The organism is Oceanobacillus sp. FSL K6-0118 (genome assembly GCF_038006665.1).
GTDB classification, from domain to species: domain Bacteria; phylum Bacillota; class Bacilli; order Bacillales; family Amphibacillaceae; genus Oceanobacillus; species Oceanobacillus caeni.
Genome location: NZ_JBBOVR010000001.1, coordinates 3101475 through 3121106, shown reverse-complemented (window position 1 = coordinate 3121106; position 19632 = coordinate 3101475). Strand labels below are relative to the sequence as shown.

The 19632-nt window shown below is 34.9% G+C and carries 17 protein-coding genes; 16 read left to right on the top strand and 1 reads right to left on the bottom strand.

Annotated features, from left to right (window positions below):
- The first annotated feature begins 106 nt into the window (after positions 1-106).
- The 10 genes from MHI02_RS15785 (at position 107) to MHI02_RS15740 (ending at position 10508) form a co-directional block, all read left to right on the top strand.
- On the top strand, positions 107-1102 hold the full coding sequence (locus tag MHI02_RS15785) for a TRAP transporter substrate-binding protein (RefSeq protein WP_047184138.1): 996 nt from the start codon (positions 107-109) through the stop codon (positions 1100-1102).
- A gap of 24 nt (positions 1103-1126) precedes the next feature.
- Positions 1127-1648 (top strand): TRAP transporter small permease, encoded by a 522-nt coding sequence (locus tag MHI02_RS15780; RefSeq protein WP_047184137.1) that lies wholly within the window; start codon positions 1127-1129, stop codon positions 1646-1648.
- Positions 1645-2913 (top strand): TRAP transporter large permease, encoded by a 1269-nt coding sequence (locus tag MHI02_RS15775; protein WP_047184136.1) that lies wholly within the window; start codon positions 1645-1647, stop codon positions 2911-2913. Before MHI02_RS15780 ends, MHI02_RS15775 begins: the two co-directional genes overlap by 4 nt.
- A gap of 173 nt (positions 2914-3086) precedes the next feature.
- A complete protein-coding gene (locus MHI02_RS15770) occupies positions 3087-3923 on the top strand; it encodes a transketolase (protein WP_047184135.1) in 837 nt (278 codons plus the stop codon).
- Positions 3923-4867 carry a transketolase family protein gene (locus tag MHI02_RS15765; RefSeq protein WP_047184134.1) on the top strand — a complete coding sequence of 315 codons (945 nt, stop codon included), beginning with the start codon at positions 3923-3925 and terminating at the stop codon, positions 4865-4867. Before MHI02_RS15770 ends, MHI02_RS15765 begins: the two co-directional genes overlap by 1 nt.
- Before the next feature lie 20 nt (positions 4868-4887).
- Complete coding sequence (locus tag MHI02_RS15760) at positions 4888-5646, top strand: SDR family NAD(P)-dependent oxidoreductase (RefSeq protein WP_047184133.1); 759 nt, start codon at positions 4888-4890, stop codon at positions 5644-5646.
- A gap of 145 nt (positions 5647-5791) precedes the next feature.
- Entirely contained in the window at positions 5792-6502 is a 711-nt protein-coding gene (locus MHI02_RS15755) for a FadR/GntR family transcriptional regulator (protein WP_047184132.1), read from the top strand.
- Between the two features lie 147 nt (positions 6503-6649).
- Complete coding sequence (locus MHI02_RS15750) at positions 6650-8056, top strand: four-carbon acid sugar kinase family protein (protein ID WP_445668986.1); 1407 nt, start codon at positions 6650-6652, stop codon at positions 8054-8056.
- A 21-nt stretch (positions 8057-8077) separates the two neighbouring features.
- Positions 8078-8767: a ribose 5-phosphate isomerase A gene (gene rpiA / locus MHI02_RS15745; RefSeq protein WP_047184130.1), complete on the top strand. Its 690-nt coding sequence runs from the start codon at positions 8078-8080 to the stop codon at positions 8765-8767.
- Between the two features lie 430 nt (positions 8768-9197).
- Positions 9198-10508 carry an ISL3 family transposase gene (locus MHI02_RS15740; protein ID WP_047185367.1) on the top strand — a complete coding sequence of 437 codons (1311 nt, stop codon included), beginning with the start codon at positions 9198-9200 and terminating at the stop codon, positions 10506-10508.
- Between the two features lie 592 nt (positions 10509-11100).
- On the opposite strand, the gene MHI02_RS15735 is transcribed toward MHI02_RS15740, so the two are convergent.
- A complete protein-coding gene (locus tag MHI02_RS15735; protein WP_341166048.1) occupies positions 11101-12303 on the bottom strand; it encodes an ROK family transcriptional regulator in 1203 nt (400 codons plus the stop codon).
- A 229-nt stretch (positions 12304-12532) separates the two neighbouring features.
- Between MHI02_RS15735 and xylA the strand changes: the two genes are divergently transcribed.
- The 6 genes from xylA to MHI02_RS15705 all read left to right on the top strand — a co-directional run bounded on the left by xylA (position 12533) and on the right by MHI02_RS15705 (position 19627).
- Positions 12533-13858: a xylose isomerase gene (gene xylA / locus MHI02_RS15730; protein ID WP_047184128.1), complete on the top strand. Its 1326-nt coding sequence runs from the start codon at positions 12533-12535 to the stop codon at positions 13856-13858.
- Between the two features lie 27 nt (positions 13859-13885).
- On the top strand, positions 13886-15382 hold the full coding sequence (xylB, locus tag MHI02_RS15725; protein WP_047184127.1) for a xylulokinase: 1497 nt from the start codon (positions 13886-13888) through the stop codon (positions 15380-15382).
- Between the two features lie 347 nt (positions 15383-15729).
- Positions 15730-17007 carry an extracellular solute-binding protein gene (locus MHI02_RS15720; RefSeq protein ID WP_052771633.1) on the top strand — a complete coding sequence of 426 codons (1278 nt, stop codon included), beginning with the start codon at positions 15730-15732 and terminating at the stop codon, positions 17005-17007.
- Between the two features lie 72 nt (positions 17008-17079).
- A complete protein-coding gene (locus MHI02_RS15715; RefSeq protein WP_341166047.1) occupies positions 17080-18072 on the top strand; it encodes a carbohydrate ABC transporter permease in 993 nt (330 codons plus the stop codon).
- Positions 18069-18890 (top strand): carbohydrate ABC transporter permease, encoded by an 822-nt coding sequence (locus tag MHI02_RS15710; RefSeq protein ID WP_047184126.1) that lies wholly within the window; start codon positions 18069-18071, stop codon positions 18888-18890. The genes MHI02_RS15715 and MHI02_RS15710 overlap by 4 nt, the downstream gene beginning before the upstream one ends.
- A gap of 86 nt (positions 18891-18976) precedes the next feature.
- On the top strand, positions 18977-19627 hold the full coding sequence (locus MHI02_RS15705) for a ThuA domain-containing protein (protein WP_047184125.1): 651 nt from the start codon (positions 18977-18979) through the stop codon (positions 19625-19627).
- Positions 19628-19632 lie beyond the last annotated feature (5 nt).

Sequence of the window (19632 nt, the reverse complement as noted above, 5' to 3'; positions counted from 1 at the left end):
GATTAGGTTTTCTATAGTATTATTTTTTGTCGAAAAATCATTGACAAGGAAATCGCTTCCAATATATAATTTTGTTTAAACGATTAACTAATTAGGAGGAAAAGGGATGAAATCGTTACGGAATATCACAGTATTATTAATTTCTATATTAGCAGTTAGTATAGTTATTGTTTTTTTCACAACTAGTAATGCATTGTCTCAGGATACGAAAGTCATCCGTTTTGGACATGGTCAACCAGAGACCAATGAACGACATATTGCTGTTATGAAATTTAAAGAATTAGTGGAAGAACGTTCAAAAGGAACGATTAAAGTTGAAGTATATCCTAACGAACAATTAGGTTCCGAACCGGTCATGATTGAAAGCGTATCATTTAATGACCTACAAATGGTTGCAGCGAGTGCATTCAGTCAATACGATCAAAGGATAAGTGTCTTCGAATTACCATATCTTTTCGATTCATTTGAGGAGGCATGGAGTGTCCTAGATGGTGAAATTGGTAAAGAAATTGCAGAACCGTTTTTGGACCAAAATTTAAGAATTATTGCGTATTTTGAAAACGGATTCCGTCATATCACTACTAATAAGCCTATTGAAACTCCAGAAGACTTAGAAGGTGTAAAAATTAGAACTCCAGAATTTCCGATATCAGTTAGTACGTTTTCAGCATTAGGTGCTAACCCTACTCCAATGGCTTTTGGTGAGTTGTATATGGGGTTACAACAAGGGGCAGTGGATGCTCAGGAAAATCCAGTTGCTAACTCATACGCAAGTAAATTTAACGAAGTTCAAGATTACCTAATTATGTCAAACCATCAATACATGCCATTACCAGTGGCTATTAGTGAAGAGTTTTGGCAAACATTAACACCTAAGGAACAAACCATTATCGAAGAAAGTGCCCAAGAAGCTGCACAATTCCACCGTGATTTGTTAAGAGAAAACGAAAGTAAAATGATTAAAGAGCTAGAAGAAGCTGGAATGGAAATTATTTATCCAGACACAGCACCATTTAAAGAAAAAGTAGATGGTGTGTATGATTCTTTCAGAAATTTATACGGTGATGAGATTGTAGATCGCATATTGGAAGCAGCAGAATAATTTAATTGAATGGGAGGATTCTATATGAAAATCATAAAGTGGTTTGACGAACATTTTGAAGAATATATCCTCGTTTTTTTGAGTGCGTTTACAGTGGTGGTTATTTTCCTTCAAGTTGTCATGCGCTACGTGTTCGGTAGTTCACTCACTTGGTCAGAAGAGATAGCAAGATACGCATTTATTTGGATGATTTATCTCGGTGTAAGCTATGGTGTGAAAAAGAAGAAACACCTTGGTGTAGATGCACTAAATATGTTATTTAAAGAAAAAGGACAAATTATTATAAGTATGATTGCAAACGTATCATTTCTTATTTTTGCAATAGTGATCACTTATTATGGATTTGATATAGTTTTACGGGTTACTAGAGCATCGGCTGCAATGCAAATACCTATGGAATGGGTATACGCTGCACCAGTAGTAGGACTAGCCTTAACAGCGATTCGCCTTTCTCAAAATTTAATTAAAGAATATCAACAGTTAAAGAAAATAAACAATAATCAAGAAAATGATTACATTATTGAAGAAAGGGGTGATGTAGTGTGACAGCAGTTATTTTATTCGGTACATTTTTCATGTTCATGGCGCTAACTGTCCCAATAGCTATTGCATTAGGACTCGCCGGTCTTGTTACAGCCTTGTATTCAACAAATATAACGGTCACCTTTTTATCGCAAAGTTTAGTGACGTCCACAGATAACTTTGCACTAATGGCTATCCCATTCTTCATCTTGGCTGGTGAGATAATGGGGAAAGGTGGAATTTCAACCAAATTATTTGATTTAGCTAATGTATTTGTTGGTAGATATACTGGTGGTTTTGCCATGGCGGCCATTATTACTTGTATGTTTTTCGCTGCTATTTCAGGTTCTGGTCCAGCTACTGTTGCTGCGGTTGGTGGAATTATGATACCAGCCATGGTTGCGCAAGGTTATGATAAGAAGTTTGCAACCGCTGTTATTGTTACAGCAGGTTCACTAGGAATTATTATCCCACCAAGTATTCCAATGGTTCTGTTTGGTATCTCATCAAGTGAGTCAATCGGAGATCTATTTATCGGTGGAATTCTACCGGGTATATTTATAGGAATATGTCTGATGGTTTATGCATATTTTCATTCCAAAAAAATGGGGTACAAAGGTACAGGCGAGAATTTTTCATTTAAAAGATTGCTTTCTGCCATTAACAAAGCGAAATGGTCTTTGCTTGTTCCAATTATCATTTTAGGTGGAATTTATGGGGGTCTTTTCACTCCAACCGAAGCTGCGGTTGTTGCGGTAGTATATGCTTTGATAGTTAGTCTTTTCTTGCACAAAGAATTGAAATTTAAAGATTTACATGGAATTTTCAGAGATGCTACTTTAAGTTCTGTTGCCATCTTAATTATTATCGGAACTGCTAATGCTTTCGGTACAATTTTATCAATGGAGCGAATTCCACAAGCAGTTGCAAATGCATTCTTAACCGTATCGGAAAATGGATTTGTTGTATTATTGATGATTATTTTACTGTTACTATTGATTGGATGCTTTATTGATACATCTGCTGCTGTTATAATCTTTACACCAATTTTATTCCCAGTAGCATTGCAAATTGGCATGGATCCGATTCATTTTGGTGTCGTAATGATTGTTACATTGGCAATTGGTTTCATTACTCCACCACTAGGTGTAAACCTATTTGTAGGATCGGGAATATCGGGAGTAAGTATGCCAGCACTGGTGAAGGCGGTGATTCCATTCTTCATAGTTATGTTGGTAGCAGCACTCATAATAGCGTTCGTTCCACAACTAACACTATTATTCTTGTAAACTAGCAAGCTATTTGAGTCGGTTCACATAAAACCACTAGGTGTAAAAGAACTGACTCATTTTTTATATTTAGGTATGGACAATAAACTCTTATGATTGTATACTTACATTGTAATTAACTTAGTAGACAAGTATACAACAGAATGGATTTAACTACTAAAGGGGTGGCATAAATGAAAAACATATCAATTGAAGAATTAAAAAAACAAGCAACCGAATTAAGAAAAACAGCGGTGACAATGGTATATAAAGCACAATCCGGTCATCCGGGTGGATCCTTATCTGCTGCTGATTACGTAACCGCTTTATATTTCAGAGAAATGAATGTCGATCCTAAGAATCCGGATTGGGAAGATCGTGATCGTTTCGTTTTATCAAAAGGTCATGTTGCGCCAATCCAATATTCTGCTCTAGCAACACTAGGTTTTGTACCTTATGAAACGATTCATACATTAAGAGAATACAAATCTCCATTCCAAGGTCATCCTGACTCGAAGAAATGTCCCGGTATTGATATTTCAACAGGTTCGTTAGGACAAGGACTTTCTTGTGCAGTAGGAATGGCATTAGCTGGAAAGTTAGATGAGAAAACCTATCGTGTATTTGCTGTCCTAGGTGATGGTGAATGTCAAGAAGGCCAAATTTGGGAAGCAGCTCAATCGGCAGCAAAATATAAATTAGATAATTTAGTAGTCATTGTAGATGACAATGGTTTACAAATCGATGGTCCGACAGAAGAAATTATGCCAAACGGTGATTTAGAAGAAAAATTCAAGGCATTTGGTTTTGCTACAAAACGTATTGATGGTCATTCAATGGAAGAAATCGTTGCAACATTGGATGAAATACGTGATGTTAAAGACGGAAAACCAAAATGTATCGTATGTAACACGGTCAAAGGTAAAGGTGTTTCTTATATGGAAAACGTTGTTGGTTGGCATGGTAAAGCTCCTAACGAAGAGCAATACAAACAAGCAATAGAAGAGTTATCAGCAGGGGGTGTAAACTAATGACTGTATTAGCGAAAGAAGTAGTAAAAAAGGCAACTAGAGAAGCATTCGGTGATGAGATAGTAGAATTAGGAAAAGAAAATAAAAACATCATGATTGTGGATGCAGATATCGGTGGATCTTGTAAAACAACAAAATTTATGAATGAACTTCCAAAACAACATGTAAACGTTGGGATTGCAGAACAAAATGCAGCAGGTGTTGCAGCAGGTCTTTCTACTACTGGTAAGATTCCTTTTGTCAGTACGTACGCAGTGTTCGGATCCTTAAGAATGGCTGAACAAATTCGTCAAGAAGTTTGCTATCCTAATTTAAACGTTAAGATTGCATGTTCACATGGCGGTTTAACACCGGCAAATGATGGCGGAAGTCACCAAGCGATTGAAGACATGGGAGTTCTAAGAACATTTCCAAATATGACAGTAATTATGGGGGCAGATTATCATTCTACTCGTAAATTAATTCGTCAAGCGTCTGAAATGTATGGTCCTGTTTACTTACGATTTACGAGAGATGCGATTCCTGTGATTTATGATGAAAATGAAGATTTCGAAATCGGCAAAGCAAAACAAATAAAAGACGGAAAAGATGTTGCGATTATTGCAAATGGGGATACCGTTCGTTTAGGACTTGAAGCTGCTGAAAAGTTAGAACAACAAGGGATTTCCGTTAAACTTCTAGACATGCATACCATAAAACCAATTGATAAAGAGGCTATTTTACAATGTATCGAAATCGGTAACATCGTAACAGTAGAAGATCACAACATCTTAAATGGCTTAGGAAGTGCGGTTAGTGAAGTAGTGGCAGAAGCAGGAAAAGGAAAAGTGCGCCGAATTGGTGTTCAAGACCAATTTGGACAATCTGCACCATATGAAAAACTATTAGAGATCAACGGTATCACAGTAGAAAATATTGTAAACGCAGCAAAAGAAATGCTTTAAAACTTAGGGGGAAATAACATATGTTTAAACTAGACGATAAAGTAGCAATTGTAACAGGTAGTGGATCACTAAAAGGAATCGGACGTGAAATTGCGTTAGCATTGGCAAAACAAGGTGCAAGTATTGTAGTAGCTGATTTAAATAAAGAAGGTATTGAAAGTACTGTTCAAGCTGTACAAGAAGCAGGTGCAAAAGCTTTAGGTGTTGAACTTAATGTAACAAATAAAGAATCTGTTGACACTATGGTGGAAAAAGTTCTTGCTGAATTTGGAAGAATTGATATCCTTGTTAACAATGCGGGTATTTCCCAAAAAGTAACAGTAGAAGATATGACATTAGAAGATATCCAACGAGTATTCAATGTCAATATGTTTGGTTTATTCCTAACGACACAAGCAGTTTTAAAACCAATGAAAGAACAAAAGTTTGGTCGAATTATTAGTCTTTCATCTGTATCTGCCAAACGTGGTGGAGGTGTATTTGGTGGCGCACACTACTCTGCTTCAAAAGCTGCTGTATTAGGTTTTTCTAAAAACTTAGCGCGAGAGGTGGCAACAGACGGAATAACAGTTAATTGTGTAGCACCTGGTCTAGTCAACACTGAAATTTGGAAATCGCTACCTGAAGATGACGCTAGAAAAGTGATTGATGGCATTCCTATAGGGCGACCTGGTGAAACAGCTGAAATTGCAACAACCATTGCTTTCTTAGCATCCGAAGAAGCTTCTTATATAACCGGTGAAGATATTGATATTAATGGTGGCTCTCACATGGACTAATCTTTAAGAAAATTTATACGGTTTGTACAGGCATACTTTAGGGTATGCCTGTATTATTTAAAAAGACTTTCTATGTTAAGCTTTTAAATATATAATGTGAGTATATTTATATTGACTGAAATAATCATAGAGAGAAGTGAATCTAATGGCATTTAATCCAGTTTCTAATAAAAAGTTATATATACAGATTTATAGTCAAATCCTTTCTGAAATACAGCAAGGGTCTTTTAAGGTAGGAGATAAATTACCTACTGAGAGGGAACTATGCGAACAGTTTGGAGTAAGTCGAGCACCTGTTAGGCAAGCTCTAAGTGCTTTAGAATTAAATGGCTATATTTACTCTAGGCAGGGTGAAGGTGTCTATGTTCAAAATAATAATGTGGACACAGAAAATAATAGATCATCCATTATATTAAATAAAATTGCACCGGAGGATATCGTAGAGGCAAGAATGGAGATCGAACCTCTTATTGTTAAATACGCAACAATAAGGGCGAACGATGAAGATATCAATGCACTTAAGTCTATCTTGGAAAAAATGGAAAAGGAAACAAGGAATGGGGAATATGTACCTCAAACAGATGAGGAACTTCATACACGAATCGCACAATCCACTCATAATGATTTATTTATAGGCTTTATGGCTGATATCGTTAATGCGATGAAACAACAGGAAATGTGGGATTTTATCCGTGACCGTACGGTTACCCGCCCTGACTATAGGGACGTTAACTTTGAAGAGCATAAATTAATTATTAATGCTATAGAAGAACATGATGGAGAAAAAGCAGCTAAATTAATGATGAATCATATGCAGAACCTGTATGATAGATATTGGAAGAATTCGCTTATATAGGTGATTTAATAAAGAGAGTTGATCCAGCTTTTGGTAGGTTTAAAAGAGTGACCTTGCCACAGTAAATGATTTTAATGAGGAAGGATCAATTGTTAATATTTAATTATTTTTAGATCTACTAAACATCCAAACACTTAGTGGAGGAGGATGTATATGGATATATCAGTATTAGATAGGTATAAAAATTATAATGAAATTGAATTACAGCAACAATATGATTTAAAAATGAAAAACTTTAAACATAAAATTATTATTTTGGATGATGACCCAACAGGTGTTCAAAAAGTACACGGAGTACATGTATATACAGACTGGAGCGAATCTAGTATTTTAGATGGCTTTCAGTCTAATGAACAAATGTTTTTCATTTTAACAAATTCTAGATCCTTTTCTGAGGAAAAAACAATAGAAGTTTATAAAGAAATTACCGAAACAGTTGAAAGGATATCAGAGCAAAGCAATCTACCTTATCTCCTTATAAGTAGAAGTGACTCTACCCTTCGTGGTCACTATCCCCTGGAAACAGAGGTCATTCATGATACAATGAAACGCTCTGTCGAAGGGGAAATTATGATTCCCTTTTTCAGAGAAGGTGGACGGTATACAATTGAAAATGTTCATTATGTTGAAATAAACGGGGAACTTGTACCTACTGCGGAGACAGAATTTGCAAAGGACCGCACATTTGGCTTTTCTAAAAGTCATCTAGGAGAGTACATTGAAGAAAAAACAAGTGGTGCGTTTAAGAAGGAAGAAATGGTGTATATTCAATTAGATGATTTACGTGAATTACGAATAGAGAAAATAGTAAATCAGTTAATAAATGTTTGTGATTTTAATAAGGTTATTGTCAATGCTATTTCAGACAATGATTTGAAGGTATTTATGATCGCATTAATTAAAGCTATTCATTATGGAAAGCGCTTTTTATTTCGGACGGCTGCAACTTTCACAAAGGTAGTAGGAAATATACCAGACAAAAGTCTATTAAATATAGACGAGATTGTACAAAAAAACAACCCTGCTGGTGGACTAATTATTGTTGGGTCTCATGTGAAGAAAACAACTCAACAGTTAAAAGAACTGCTAAAATTAAAGCATGTAGCACCAATAGAATTTAATAGTGATCTTGTTTTAAATGAGGAGAAATTCAAAGAAGAGATCCAATATTGCATTCGTGAATTGGATGAAAAGTTAGGTAAAGGTGAAACTTGTGTCATCTATACAAAGCGCAATCGATTGGATTTAGGTGAAGGGATGGCGGAAAAGGAATTAATGTTATCTGTTCAAATATCCATTGGTCTTACACAAATCATTGAAGCCTTGACTTGCAAACCAAGATATATTATAGCCAAGGGAGGAATAACATCATCGGAAATTGGCGCAAAGGCATTACATGTTAAAAAGGCGCTTGTAATGGGACAAGTTTTACCAGGCATACCTGTCTGGAAAACAGATGAGGATAGTAAATACCCAAATATAGCTTATATTATTTTCCCGGGAAACGTGGGAAAGATAACAGATTTATATCATATCGTAAAAGAATTATGTTGAAGACACAAGGAGGATACCGGTTTGAATAAAGTCGATGAAACAAAACAATTAGTTGGTGAAGAAGTAGTTAAATATGTAAAAGATGGAATGAAAGTTGGATTAGGGTATGGTTCAACGATGTATTACGCTGTGAAGAAACTAGGCGAACGTGTAAAAGAAGAGGGGCTCAATATTGTAGGAGTACCTTCAGCTAATAAAACAGCGGAATGGGCGAAAGAATTTGGGGTTCCTCTTACTGATTTTTCAAAAGTTCAAGAGCTTGATATAGCCATTGATGGAGCAGATGAAGTAGACTCTAATTTACAATTAATTAAAGGTGGCGGTGGTGCGTTATTCCGTGAAAAAGTAGTGGCGGCAGCGGCTAAAGAATTCTATGTCATTGTCGATGAAACTAAAATGGTAAATCATTTAGGTGCATTCAAACTACCAATAGAAGTGGTCCCTTTTGGTTGGGAAGTAACGGCCAGTAAAATTGAAAAGTTTGGTTGTGAACCGGTGCTAAGAAAAAAAGATGGGAAAGTATTTATTTCCGATAATGGAAATTACATATTAGATTGCGATTTCCAAAAGATTACTGAACCGGAAAAACTACATAATGAACTTATTGGAATCGTTGGTGTGGTGGAGACAGGATTGTTTGTAAATATGGCTGATAAGGTTTTGGTAGGGAAGAATGGAAAAGTGGAAGTTGTTGGGAAAAAGGTTCTGTAAAATATTTTAGAGGAGTACTTAACTAAAACTTTAGCAAAGGGAAATTAACACATCAAGGCATTAGTAAAAAGGCATCAGGCGAAGAAAATATTGGTCAGAGATTCCTTCTGCTGAGGAAGATGAAGTTTTTGTTAAAGTTCATGCCATAGGGATTTGTAGTACAGATGTTCACATTATTAAAAAATACCGTAAAATGTAATTATTGTATAATTGTAGTAACTATATGCAGTTATACAGGTTATTTGTAAGCGAATGGAAACAGAAAAACCTCTCTTTTGTCTATTATTGAAAAGAGGGGTTTTTGGTTGTACAATAAATGACGTTGGTGGGAAAAACTCACCTACGTCATTTTTGTGTTTATAAATAGAAAACAAGTGAGATTCCCTGTAGAATTAAAGTCGCTGAAAACCATTCCTAGGAGGGAACTCACTTGTCTATATCAAATGATATTAGAAATATGTTAGATATTCAAGATAAAAATATTTATATGAGCGAAAATGCAGTAACGTATGGCAAACATAAAGGGAAGTCTTGTAAATTTATTAAGGCGAAATTAACATATGATGCAGATCAATGCCCAAATTGCCAGGTGGAGAAAGTAGGCTCTTCTATTTATAAAAACGGAACACAATTATCTCGTATTACCATTCCGACCATGGGAGTTTATCCAACATATTTATTATTAAGTAAGCAGCGTTTTATGTGTAAACATTGTGGTGTTAGTTTTACTGCACAAACAAATATCGTAAAGCGTCATTGTTTTATATCCTCAAATACAGAAGCCCAAATCATGATTAAATCAGCTGGAGCGCAGTCCGTTAAAGATATTTCCCAGGATTGTGGTGTATCTGAGGCAACTGTTCAGAGAATCATTAATAAAGAAGCAAATAAATATAAACCGCATTATAAAGCCCTACCTAAGCATCTATCGTTTGATGAATTTAAGTATGCCAAGGGCAAGATGGCTTTTGAATATATCGATGTTGAAACGGGTGACATCTTAGACATTTTAAATAGTCGTGATAACCGGTCTATTACAGATCACTTCATCACAAATTATAGCTTATCAGCTAGACAACGAGTAGAAACCGTGACAATCGATATGAACGCAGGTTATGTAAGTTTGATAAAAGAGATGTTTCCAAATGCAGATATTATTATTGATCGTTTTCACTTAGTTCAACTCATATCAAGAGCGATGAACAAAACGCGTGTTAAAATCATGAACCAACTCAGAACATCTAATGGGGAAGATCAGAAAAAGTATCGCCGCCTTAAACGTTATTGGAAGCTTTTACTGAAAAAAAGATCGAGTTTATCTTATACAGAATATAAATATTACGGCTTATTTGGCCAACGTCTTGAAAGTTCAATAGTGCAAGAAATGTTGGATTATAGTGAGGAACTTAAAGTCAATTATGGTATATATCAGGACCTGTTGGAGGCAATTGACGAAAAGGACTATCATGCATTAGAGAACACATTAAACAAAAAGTGTCCAACCCAGTCATCAACCTATTTAAGAACAAGCATTAAAACATTAAGAAAGCACTTGCCCTATACGAAAAACAGTTTTCAATATACGTATAACAATGGGCGAATTGAAGGTATTAACAATAAAATCAAGGTACTCAATCGGATTGCATATGGCTATCGGAATTTTAAGCATTACAAAAACCGAATAAGATTACATTTTAAACTGAAACCCGTAGTAAACAAATCACACTCTAGAGTAGCATAGCTTCCCTAGAGTGTGATAATCAAATACATATTAAAAGTCGACTAAAATACAGTACCAACGTCACTTGACGTAGAGCCGGGTTTTTAGGGCATATAACAGAAGGAAAGCTATGTAACATCTTCAACACAACTATTCCTGTTATTCTACTCTAGGCGTACACGTATTTAAAAATTGATAAGTTTAAAATGAATTGTAGTGCCGTTTCAAAATGTATTTATAACATTAAGTTAGATCTAATGTAAACATCATAGACCTCTTATAACCTTTTGGAAATCATATCAATGTTGATTTTTTTCTGTTCTAAATGGAAGGATAAACACTTATCTGTTAATTGTACTAATGGCACTATTAGTGTTTACCTAAATAAGTTGGATGTAAGAGTTCTAGGTGATTTCCAAACTTCTTGAAACGAGAAACCCAGTACCAATGCCAAGTGTACTCACCTTCATTGCTTTTTTATTGGAAATAGATTGGAGGGTTGTGCCTTCCAAGTGCTATAACTTAATTGTCTTGAAAACAGCTGGAAACACTTAATCATCTAATATAGGAGGAATTTAATCCAAGTTAGTACTTTTTGGTACTTTAATATTACTCACACTTGAACTAATTTAGTTTCAGTAATTTTCATCTTTGACAAGAAATCAGTAATTGCGAAAGAATTTGCTCCAAGTGCGGTTGAATAGTTTCCTAGTACAGAAAAGCGAATCTCTGTTTTGGATTTGTGAAAAATCGATAGTCGTTCATCAAGGATGCGTTCGATTGGGTTTTTAATCCAATTTTTAAATTGTGCAATTCGGTTTCCAATAATAACAATTTCCGGGTCAAATGTATTAATAATATTAATAATCCCAATACCAATGTTTTCGCCAAGCGTATTTAATAATTGTATAACCTTTGGATTTCCTTGTTTAGCTTGATCAAGAAGGAAGTCTAAATCAATTATTCGGCTATTATCAAATATTCTTTGTTCCTGCGCAGCATTTAACAATGCTTTTTCCGAGGCATACAATTCCCAACATCCACGGTTGCCACAAGAACATTTTCTCCCATTTGAATCAATCGTAGAGTGTCCCATTTCACCGGAAATACCAGTTGCCCCCTTATAAAGTTGGTTGTTAATAACGATGCCTGTTCCGATACCTATACCGATACTAACATACACTTGGTTTGAAATGTTTTTACCTGCGCCATATAATTTTTCGCCGTGTGAACCAGCATTGGCCTCGTTTTCAATTTTGGTAGGAATATGAAAATAATCCTCTATCATTTCTTTAAGTATTACGTTTTTCCACTTCAAGTTTGGTGCGAAGAGCACCTTACCATACTTATTGATTTGTGCTGGTACTCCAATACCTATTCCGACAATACCATATGTACTTTCTGGTGATTTTTTAATAAGCAACTCGATGATGGAGTGAATCTCTTTTATTATTTCATCTGTTTCTATTGAAATAAAATTAATTGTTTCTTTATAAACTATATTTCCGCTTAAATCTGTTAGAATCCCCAAAATATAGTTAACTCCTAAATCGATTCCAATTGAGTAACCAGCATGTTGATTAAAAAAAAGCATGACTGGTTTTCTTCCTCCACTTGATTGGCCTTCTCCAATTTCATGTACAAACGATTCTTTTACAAGCTCAGTGACCATAGTTGATACAGTTGCCTTATTTAATCCAGTTTCTTTTGATATTTGAGATCGAGACAAAGGCCCTTTATTTTTTATCGTATTAAAAACGATTGATTTATTTATTTGTTTAACGAGGTTTTGATCACCTGTTCGTAATGATTTCATTACTTCTACTCCTTACAAGTCGTCTACTAAAGACTATTCGATAATTGTTTCAAGTTCACTTTTAATTATAAGATAATTTAAAACCTAAACAAAGTAAAGGGAAACGAATATTTTAAATTAATTAATATTATGAAAAATTCATACTTTGGTGAATTTTTTGTTGACGACGCTTTCCTGTAGTGTTAAACTTAATTTAAACATTAAACAAAGATTAGGGGGAGATCGCTATATGAGTTATTTTGCGAATGTGGATAAAATTAAGTATGAAGGGCCAACATCAACGAATCCATTGGCATTTAAATATTATAATCCAGATGAAAAAATCGGCAATAAAACAATGGAAGATATTTTACGCTTTGGTGTCGCTTACTGGCATACATTTACAGAAGATTTGTCTGATCCATTTGGGGTAGGGATAGCAATTCGTCCATGGGACAAATATACAGGAATGGATCGGGCAAAAGCTCGTGTAGAAGCTGCGTTTGAATTCTTTGAAAAGCTAAATGTTCCATACTTTTGCTTTCATGACGTCGATATTGCTCCAGAAGGAAGTACATTAAGAGAATCCAATAAAAACTTAGACACGATTGTTGCAATGATTAAAGATTATATGAAGGATAGCAAGACTGAATTACTTTGGAATACAGTAAATAGTTTTACTCATCCGCGTTTTGTACATGGTGCCGCTTCTTCTAACAATGCAGATGTTTTTGCCTATGCAGCTGCAAAAGTTAAAAAAGGTTTGGAAGTTGGTAAAGAACTTGGAGCTGAAAACTATGTATTCTGGGGCGGACGCGAAGGGTACGAAACGTTATTAAATACTGATATGAAACTAGAATTGGATAATTTAGGTCGTTTCTTCCACATGGCGGTTGATTATGCGAAGGAAATCGACTTTGATACACAATTCTTAATTGAGCCAAAACCAAAAGAACCAACAACTCATCAATATGATTTTGATGTAGCAAGTGGTTATGCATTTCTACAAAACTATGATCTCCAAGAAAATTTCAAGTTTAATATAGAAGCAAATCATGCAACATTAGCCGGACATACATTTGAACACGAACTTTACTATGCACGTATCCATGGTATGTTAGGTTCCGTTGACGCAAATCAAGGACATCCATTATTAGGGTGGGATACAGACGAGTTCCCAACCGATTTATATACAACAACTCTTGCCATGTATGAAATTTTAAAAAATGGTGGTCTTGGGCGAGGTGGGTTAAATTTCGATGCGAAAGTTCGTCGGGGTTCATTCGAACCTGTAGATTTATTCGAAGCACATATTGCTGGAATGGATAGCTTTGCAGTTGGATTGAAGGTGGCTCAAAAATTAATCGATGATAAAGTCTTGGAAAGTGTTCTAGAAGATCGTTATAAGAGTTATTCAGAAGGGATTGGTTTAGATATTGTAGAAGGGAAAACAGACTTCCATAAATTGGAGGAATATGCGTTAGAACTATCCGAAATCAAAAATGAATCTGGAAAATTAGAACGAATTAAATCAACAATTAATCAATATTTATTGAATGCGATGGTAAATAAATAGAGATTTCCTCATAGGAGAAGTGGTTATATGAAATATGTAATTGGTGTCGATTTAGGAACAAGCGCTGTTAAAATTTTATTAGTTAATCAACATGGTGATGTGACCGAAGAGGTTTCCAAAACCTATCCATTAATTCAAGAAAAATCAGGATATAGTGAACAGGATCCGAAGGACTGGGTGGAACAGACAATAGCGGGATTGTCTGTTCTCCTCAAAAACTTTAATGGGAACCCAAAGGATATTGAAGGGATTAGTTTTTCCGGACAAATGCACGGCTTGGTATTACTCGATGAAAACTATGAAGTTTTACGTAATGCTATCCTTTGGAATGATACTCGAACAACAGAAGAATGCTATGAGATTTACTCAAAAGTCGGGAGACAGCGCTTACTTAAAATTACAAATAACCCGGCCCTTGAAGGATTCACATTACCTAAAATCTTATGGGTTAAAAACAATGAACCTGAGATTTTTAACAGAGCGAAGACATTTTTATTACCTAAAGATTATGTCCGATATAAATTGACAGGAAAAATCCATATGGAATACTCAGATGCTGCTGGTACACTCCTACTTAATGTGACAGAGAAGAAATGGAGTGATGAGATTTGTAATCTCGTTGGGATTGATGTAGCTTTTTGTCCGCCATTGGTTGAATCATGTGATGAAGTTGGTAGCATTACTTCAGATGTTGCAAGAATAACAGGTTTATCGTCAATTACTAGTGTTTTTGCTGGTGGTGCGGATAATGCATGCGGAGCAATTGGTGCCGGTATTCTAGAAGAGGGAAAAACGTTGGTAAGTATTGGTACTTCCGGTGTTGTTTTAACGTTTGAAGAAAGAGAAAAAGACTACCAGGGAAGAATCCATTACTTTAATCACGGAGAACCAAATGCGTTTTATTCAATGGGAGTAACCCTTGCTGCTGGGCACAGCTTAAAATGGTTTAAAAACACATTTGCTAAAGATGAAAATTTAATTCATATATTAGCTAATGTGGAAGACATCCAAGTGGGATCAAATGGACTATTATTTACACCCTATATTGTTGGTGAGAGAACTCCTCATGCCGATGCAACAATAAGGAGTAGCTTTATTGGAATTGACAGTTCGCACCAAAGGGAGCATTTTGTTCGTGCTATATTGGAAGGTATTACTTTTTCCCTTAATGAATCAGTGGAAATTTTCCGTGAAAATGGAAAGCAAATTAACGAAATTATCTCCATTGGCGGTGGAGCGAAAAATGAGGCCTGGTTACAAATGCAGGCAGATATTTTTAATGCAAAAGTTGTGAAACTAAAAAGTGAACAAGGACCGGGGATGGGAGCGGCGATGCTTGCTGCTTATGGTTGTGGATGGTTTAATTCATTGCAAGATTGCGCTCATGAATTTTTGAAAGAGGATAAAATTTATTATCCTGACAAGGTGAATGCTGAGAAGTATAAGGATTTTTTTAATTTGTACAAAATGATTTACTCATCCACAGCTTTTTTAAATAAAGAATTAATGCAGTATAGGGGTTAATAAATCTTAATGAAACTACATTGAGAGAAGATTCATCGCCAAAGTTTTTCTTGCCTAGAACATGTAATTATGTTTCTTGTTGGAAATAGAAAAATGTAAGATGATATATCTACCTTTAAAATGTAATCCTTGTTTATTAGTATTACGGGTATTAACGGATGAGTTTTCCAAAGTAATAAATAACTTAAATATATTTATTATAGTAACTGGAATTATAAAAATATTTCTGTGTAATGATGACAACTATAAAAATAAAACCTCTTCTTTAATAAGTTACAACTATAAAGTAATGAGTGTCTCTAACTATCAGATTTATAGTAATTTAATCTATGAAAGGGGATATTAGTATGTTTAGAAGACTATTAATTTTAGCAGTTTTATTTTTATCATTATTAATAATATCTGCCTGTCAAAATACAGGAGATGAGGCAAGTGTGTATGGTAACGGTGGAACAACACTTACATTATGGCATATACAGACCGGAAACTCCGAGGAAGTAATTAACAATGCAGTTGCTAGGTTTGAAGAAAAGCATGAAGGTGTCAATGTAGAAGTTATTAAACAAGAAAATGATCCATATAAAACAAAGTTAAGTGTAGCCATGGGTGGAGGAACACCTCCAGATGTATTTCACTCCTGGGGAGGGGGGTGGCTTGAAAACTTTGTGAATGCTGGACAAGTTAGAGAACTTACAGATGAAATTGATACCAGTAACTATTTAGATGCGGCTCTTTCTCCATTGGTTTTCGATGATAAAGTGTATGGTGCGCCATTAGGAATTAAAATTGTGCCAGTATGGTATAATAAGGATATTTTTTCGGAGTATGGTCTCCGAGAGCCGGAAACTTACGAGGAGTTGTTGTCCATCATTGATACATTAAAATCAAATGATATTACTCCATTTGCTTTAGCGAATCAAACTAAATGGCCAGGTGCCTTTTATTTAATGTATTTTGCAGAAAGAATAGGCGGACAGGATTTATTTTATGAAGCCTTTAACCGAAAAGGTAGAGACTTTAGTGACGAAGCGTATGTTGAAGCGGGTACCAAAATTCAAGAGTTAGTTGAAATGGGAGCGTTTCCAGAAGGAGTAAATGGAATGAATTATGATACCGGGCAGTCGAAACAACTAATATATTCAGAAAAGGCTGCGATGGAAATCCAAACGGATTCTTATTTAGATAACATTCGAAGTGAAGCACCCGAATTTGAGGAAAAGTTAGGATTCTTTGCTTTTCCAAGCATTGATGGGGGGGAAGGCTCTAGTAATCATTTAGTTGGTGGAGTAAGTCCAACATTTTCTGTTTCAGAAAATAGTGAACACGGTGAACTTGCTACTGAACTTGTAAAAGAGTTGACATCAATAGAAACAGCAACAGAATATTCAGATCATGGAGGTGGAGTTAGCGGAGTTAAAGGTGTTGAATACACAGACCCGTTTGTTAAAGAATTAAATGTTTTACTAGAAGAAGCTGAGTACTTACAAACCTATTATGATCAAACGCTACCACCAGAATTAGCAACATCCCATTTAGACACAACGCAAGCGTTATTTGGATTAAGCATGACACCAGAAGAAGCTGCGAAAGAAGTCGAATCAAAAGCTAAGAAAATATTAGAATAATAATAAAAACTACATTAAGAATAGGGTACCATTCTTAATGTAGTTTCCTACATAGAATTGGGGTGAGTAAATTTGATAAATAAAGTCCAAGAATCATTTAGTAACGATGAAATAATCAGAACAGAGTTGGAAAGCGTCTCTAGAGATGTTAACCAAAAGAACCGTAGAAAACCAAGGGTTAAAAAGAAAAGAAATAAAGAATTTTGGGTTGTTTTAGCATTTATCCTACCAGCCTTTATAATCTATAGTGTTTATGTTATTTATTCGATTGGAATGACATCTTATTATAGCCTATTTGAATGGTCTGGTATCGATAATAATCTCTCTTTCAATTTCTTTAATAACTATACTACATTATTAAATGACAAGGTGTTTTGGACTTCATTACAAAATAACTTTTTGCTCGTTATTTCTTCATTAGTTACCCAGTTACCTTTGGGACTGATAATGGCACTGTTATTATTTAGTCCAATTAAAGGTATCCGATTCTTTAGATCTATTTACTTTATGCCGTTCTTAATGTCAACTGTCGCAATAGGTATTTTATTTGTTTATATCTATGATGGGAATTTTGGTTTATTTAATCAGATTCTAGGTATGTTTGGATTAGAATCATCGCAAAATGCATGGCTTGGAAATGAAAATACTGCAATTTGGGCTGTAATAGCAACAATTAGTTGGCAATTTGCACCATTTTACATGATTTTATTCAGAGCATCTATTGTCGGTATTCCAGAAGAATTGTATGAAGCAGCAGACATTGACGGTGCAAATGCCTTGAGGAAATTTTCGAACATTACCTTACCACTTTTGTGGCCAACAATTATTACTTCATCAATACTTTCTATAATTGGATCATTAAAGTATTTTGATTTGATATATGTAATGACTGGTGGAGGACCTAATAATAAAACAGAACTTATGGCTACTTATATGTATGAACAAACATTTACTAATTTTAATATGGGGTACGGTAGTGCTATTTCTTTCTTAATGTTTATTATATCGTTTGTTGTAATACTACTTATCTTACTATTAAATCAAAGAAAGGAGAAAATTAAATGATAAAACAATTACGGCTAATACCAATGTATTTAATTGCAATAGTTATATTAATCTTCACAGGATTACCGTTTTTAGTAATGATAAATACATCTTTTAAAAAACAGTTGGAATTTATGACCGCTCCATGGTCCTTACCTGAAAAGTTCACCCTTGAAAATTACTTTTTATTAATAGAATCTAATTTTTTCAGCTATTTTCTTAATAGTGTAATTGTTACCGTGATTTCAGTTGTTATAGTTATTATCTTTGCTGCACTAGCCAGTTATCCATTAGCAAGAATGAAGTTCAAATTGAATCGACCTGTTTACATTCTGTTTCTAATAGGGATGATGATTCCTATTCATACAACGTTAATTCCTATATTTAAATTAACCCAAACCATTGGATTATATGATTCTATTTGGGCATTGATTGGTCCATACGTTGCTTTTGCATTACCGGTTTCTATCGTAATTTATACCCAATTTTTACAAGAAATACCAAAGGAATTAGAAGAATCCGCAAAAATAGATGGTTGTGGACATTTTAGGTTATTTTGGCAAATTTTATTTCCATTATTGAAGCCGGCGACAGCAACAATTGCAATTTATAATTTTATCCATATTTGGAATGAATTTATCTTTGCGTTAGTACTAACAAATTCACCAAGTAACGGAACACTTCCAATTGGATTAAGGGAGTTTTATGGAGAATTCTCTGTGAATGTACCAGGTATAATGGCAGCATTGACTTTGGGCAGTCTCCCACTATTATTAATTTATTTTGTAGCACAAGAGAAAATTGTACAAGGACTTGCTGCGGGCTCTGTAAAAGGATAAAAAATGATTTATATGAAAACTAGAAATGATCTTTAATTAAGAATTGAATAAAGCAATATTCAAACAATTGTAGGGGTGATGAGTCTATGAAAAAGGCCTTAATTTTTTATGGTGGTTGGGAAGGACACGAGCCAGAGCAAGTAGCACACATTTTAAAAGATATCCTTTCTGAAGAGAATTTTGAAGTAAGACTAACTGATACATTGCAGACTTTAGAAGAAGGAAATTTAAATGAATATGATCTTATCGTTCCAAATTGGACACAAGGGACTATTAAAAAAGAACAGTTACAACCTCTTATAGAAGCTGTAGCTAATGGAACTGGGTTAGCTGGATTACACGGGGGGATGGGTGATTCTTTCCGATGGGAGACAGATTATCAATTTATGGTAGGTGGACAGTGGGTAGCGCATCCAGGGAATGACGGTATTAGCTATCAAGTCAATATTATTGACCGAGATTGTCCAGTAACGCAAGGGATAAAAGATTTTACGGTTATTTCTGAGCAATATTACATGCATGTTGATCCAGCAGTAAAGGTTCATGCGACAACAAAATTCCCAATTGCTGAAGGTCCATACAAAGTTAATGGAGAAGTCGAAGTGCCAGTTGTTTGGACCAAAATGTGGGGAAAAGGAAAAGTTTATTATTGTTCTTTAGGTCATGTGGCAGAGATTGTTAGAATGCCTGAAGTTATTCAACTAATGAGAAATGGATTTTTATGGGCAAGTAGATAAGTATA

Coding starts and splice junctions, on each gene's coding strand:
- MHI02_RS15785 (WP_047184138.1), top strand. CDS start 107: ATGAAATCGTTACGGAATATCACAGTATTATTAATTTCTATATTAGCA.
- MHI02_RS15780 (WP_047184137.1), top strand. CDS start 1,127: ATGAAAATCATAAAGTGGTTTGACGAACATTTTGAAGAATATATCCTC.
- MHI02_RS15770 (WP_047184135.1), top strand. CDS start 3,087: ATGAAAAACATATCAATTGAAGAATTAAAAAAACAAGCAACCGAATTA.
- MHI02_RS15765 (WP_047184134.1), top strand. CDS start 3,923: ATGACTGTATTAGCGAAAGAAGTAGTAAAAAAGGCAACTAGAGAAGCA.
- MHI02_RS15760 (WP_047184133.1), top strand. CDS start 4,888: ATGTTTAAACTAGACGATAAAGTAGCAATTGTAACAGGTAGTGGATCA.
- MHI02_RS15755 (WP_047184132.1), top strand. CDS start 5,792: ATGGCATTTAATCCAGTTTCTAATAAAAAGTTATATATACAGATTTAT.
- MHI02_RS15750 (WP_445668986.1), top strand. CDS start 6,650: ATGTATATGGATATATCAGTATTAGATAGGTATAAAAATTATAATGAA.
- MHI02_RS15735 (WP_341166048.1), bottom strand. CDS start 12,303: ATGAAATCATTACGAACAGGTGATCAAAACCTCGTTAAACAAATAAAT.
- xylA (WP_047184128.1), top strand. CDS start 12,533: ATGAGTTATTTTGCGAATGTGGATAAAATTAAGTATGAAGGGCCAACA.
- xylB (WP_047184127.1), top strand. CDS start 13,886: ATGAAATATGTAATTGGTGTCGATTTAGGAACAAGCGCTGTTAAAATT.
- MHI02_RS15720 (WP_052771633.1), top strand. CDS start 15,730: ATGTTTAGAAGACTATTAATTTTAGCAGTTTTATTTTTATCATTATTA.
- MHI02_RS15710 (WP_047184126.1), top strand. CDS start 18,069: ATGATAAAACAATTACGGCTAATACCAATGTATTTAATTGCAATAGTT.
- MHI02_RS15705 (WP_047184125.1), top strand. CDS start 18,977: ATGAAAAAGGCCTTAATTTTTTATGGTGGTTGGGAAGGACACGAGCCA.